Here is a 1,847-nt window from a genome sequence, read left to right as displayed (position 1 = left end):
ATTGTCAACGGACGCCGTCTGACGACAGAAGAAAAGCAGCGCCTTGCTGCTATGAGTTTTACCTCTGGTGTGTCAGTGCGGGACTTTGCTGCCCGGAGAGGGATTGGTTACAGCAGCCTGACCAGATGGCGTCGACAGTATGGCAGGCCGACAGATGGCAGCCCGACTTTTGTGCCGGTCGCGCTGACGGACCGCCAGGATGTTCCGGATAATTCTTCTGATCGCCCGGAAGCGGCCTCTTTGTAAGCGATGGGGTGGACGCCTCCACCAACGGCATCAACTGTGCCAATATAGACATTCTCAGCGTTTAATAAGAGATGGAGGCATCCGTGAGAAAACTTAACATAATTGGGCTGGACTTGGCGAAGAACTCATTTCAAGCGCATGGTTCAGGACTGGACGGGAACGTGATTTTCAGGAAAAAGTTGTCGAGGGGGAAGGTACTGGCATTTTTCACTGCGCAGCCGATTTGTACTGTCGCGATGGAAGCGTGCGCCAGCGCTCATTACTGGGGACGTGAAATCAGCAAGCTGGGCCACGAAGTCAAATTGCTACCACCAATATATGTTAAGCCGTTTGTCAAAAGGCAGAAGAATGATGTTGCGGATGCGGAGGCAATCGCAGAAGCCGCAAGCCGACCGACGATGCGTTTTGTTGCGGTCAAGAGTGAAGAACAACAGGCTTTATCCTTGTCTTTTCGGGCCCGTGACCTTCTTGTGCGTCAGAAGACGCAAACAATTAATGCCCTGCGGGGGCATCTTGCAGAATTCGGCATTGTTGCCCCCTGTGGAACGGCACATCTGGAGCGGCTCAAGGAAGCTGTTGACGATGGGAAAGGGGTTCTTCCTGAAGAGGTTATTCTTGTTTCCAACATGCTGCTGGCACAAATTGAGCGGCTGCAAGGTGATATAAATGATCTTGAGATCCGTATAAGAACTCGGGCTCGTCAGGATAACCAGGCGAAAAGGTTGATGACAATCCCAGGGATAGGGCCGGTTTGTGCCGCTGCAATTGAAGCATTTACTCCACCAATGGAGGGGTTTGGCTGCGGCCGGGATTTTGCTGCATGGACAGGTTTGACACCTCGGCAACACTCTACCGGGGGCAGAGATGTTATGGGACGAACATCAAAGATGGGACAGCGCGATATCCGGCGGTTACTCATTATCGGTGCCATGGCTGTTGTGCGTTGGGCAGCACGGCGCGGCACGAAAGATCCCTGGTTGGCGCGTATGCTGACGCGTAAACCACGCATGCTGGTTGCCGTCGCTTTGGCAAATAAGATGGCGCGGATCATTTGGGCATTGGTTATAAAAGGAGGGACATACCGACTTTCAGGGGCCATCTCATGATTCCGGCCTTTTGCCGGTTCCCCTGAAGAATGTGAGCAGGTCTACGACGGGTAAGGACAAACGGTCAATGAGACGGGGTTGGTGAAACCAGTAGATCGACGCTGCGCCTATGAGCCCGCGTAAGCGATTTGGACCCGATCCGAGTATCTCCATACAGGCCCGCAGTCGATGAAAAGCTGCACCAAGAGGCCGGACACACGACTGCACCTGACCACATGTTTGAACCTGTCAAAGAAATGCTTGCATTTTTGGAGGCGTCCACACACGTCGCATCACGGCTACCTTGACAGGGCCCGCAATACCCTTTGGGAGAGCGGATCAGGCTTGGAGGTCAATATTCCAGGGAAGCAGCTCGTCGATCCGATTGACCGGATGATCGGCAATGCGGTCGAGGACGACAGCCAGATATTTACGCGGATCAAGGCCCTGCATCTTTGCGGTCTCGATCAGGCTGTAAATGGCAGCGGCCCGATCACCTCCGGTATCTGAACCGGC

3 protein-coding genes are annotated in these 1,847 nt (G+C 53.9%); 2 read left to right on the top strand and 1 reads right to left on the bottom strand.

Translation table 11 applies throughout. The features are described from left to right. Both tnpA and TMES_RS21830 read left to right on the top strand, forming a co-directional pair. Positions 1 to 246, top strand: a 246-nt coding sequence (gene tnpA, locus TMES_RS21835; RefSeq protein WP_158091296.1) for an IS66 family insertion sequence element accessory protein TnpA, incomplete at its 5' end; no start/stop codon positions are given. 83 nt (positions 247 to 329) lie between these two features. Next, positions 330 to 1,352: an IS110 family RNA-guided transposase gene (locus TMES_RS21830; protein WP_143589775.1), complete on the top strand. Its 1,023-nt coding sequence runs from the start codon at positions 330 to 332 to the stop codon at positions 1,350 to 1,352. Positions 1,353 to 1,670: 318 nt separating this feature from the next. Here TMES_RS21830 and TMES_RS21825 read toward each other — a convergent pair. Next, positions 1,671 to 1,847: transposase domain-containing protein (locus TMES_RS21825; protein WP_143589774.1), on the bottom strand; the 177-nt coding region annotated here is incomplete at its 5' end.

The organism is Thalassospira mesophila, from assembly GCF_002115755.1.
Lineage (GTDB): Bacteria > Pseudomonadota > Alphaproteobacteria > Rhodospirillales > Thalassospiraceae > Thalassospira > Thalassospira mesophila.
The sequence above is the reverse complement of the archived record's forward strand: the minus strand, read 5'-3'. Positions and strand labels throughout refer to the sequence as shown.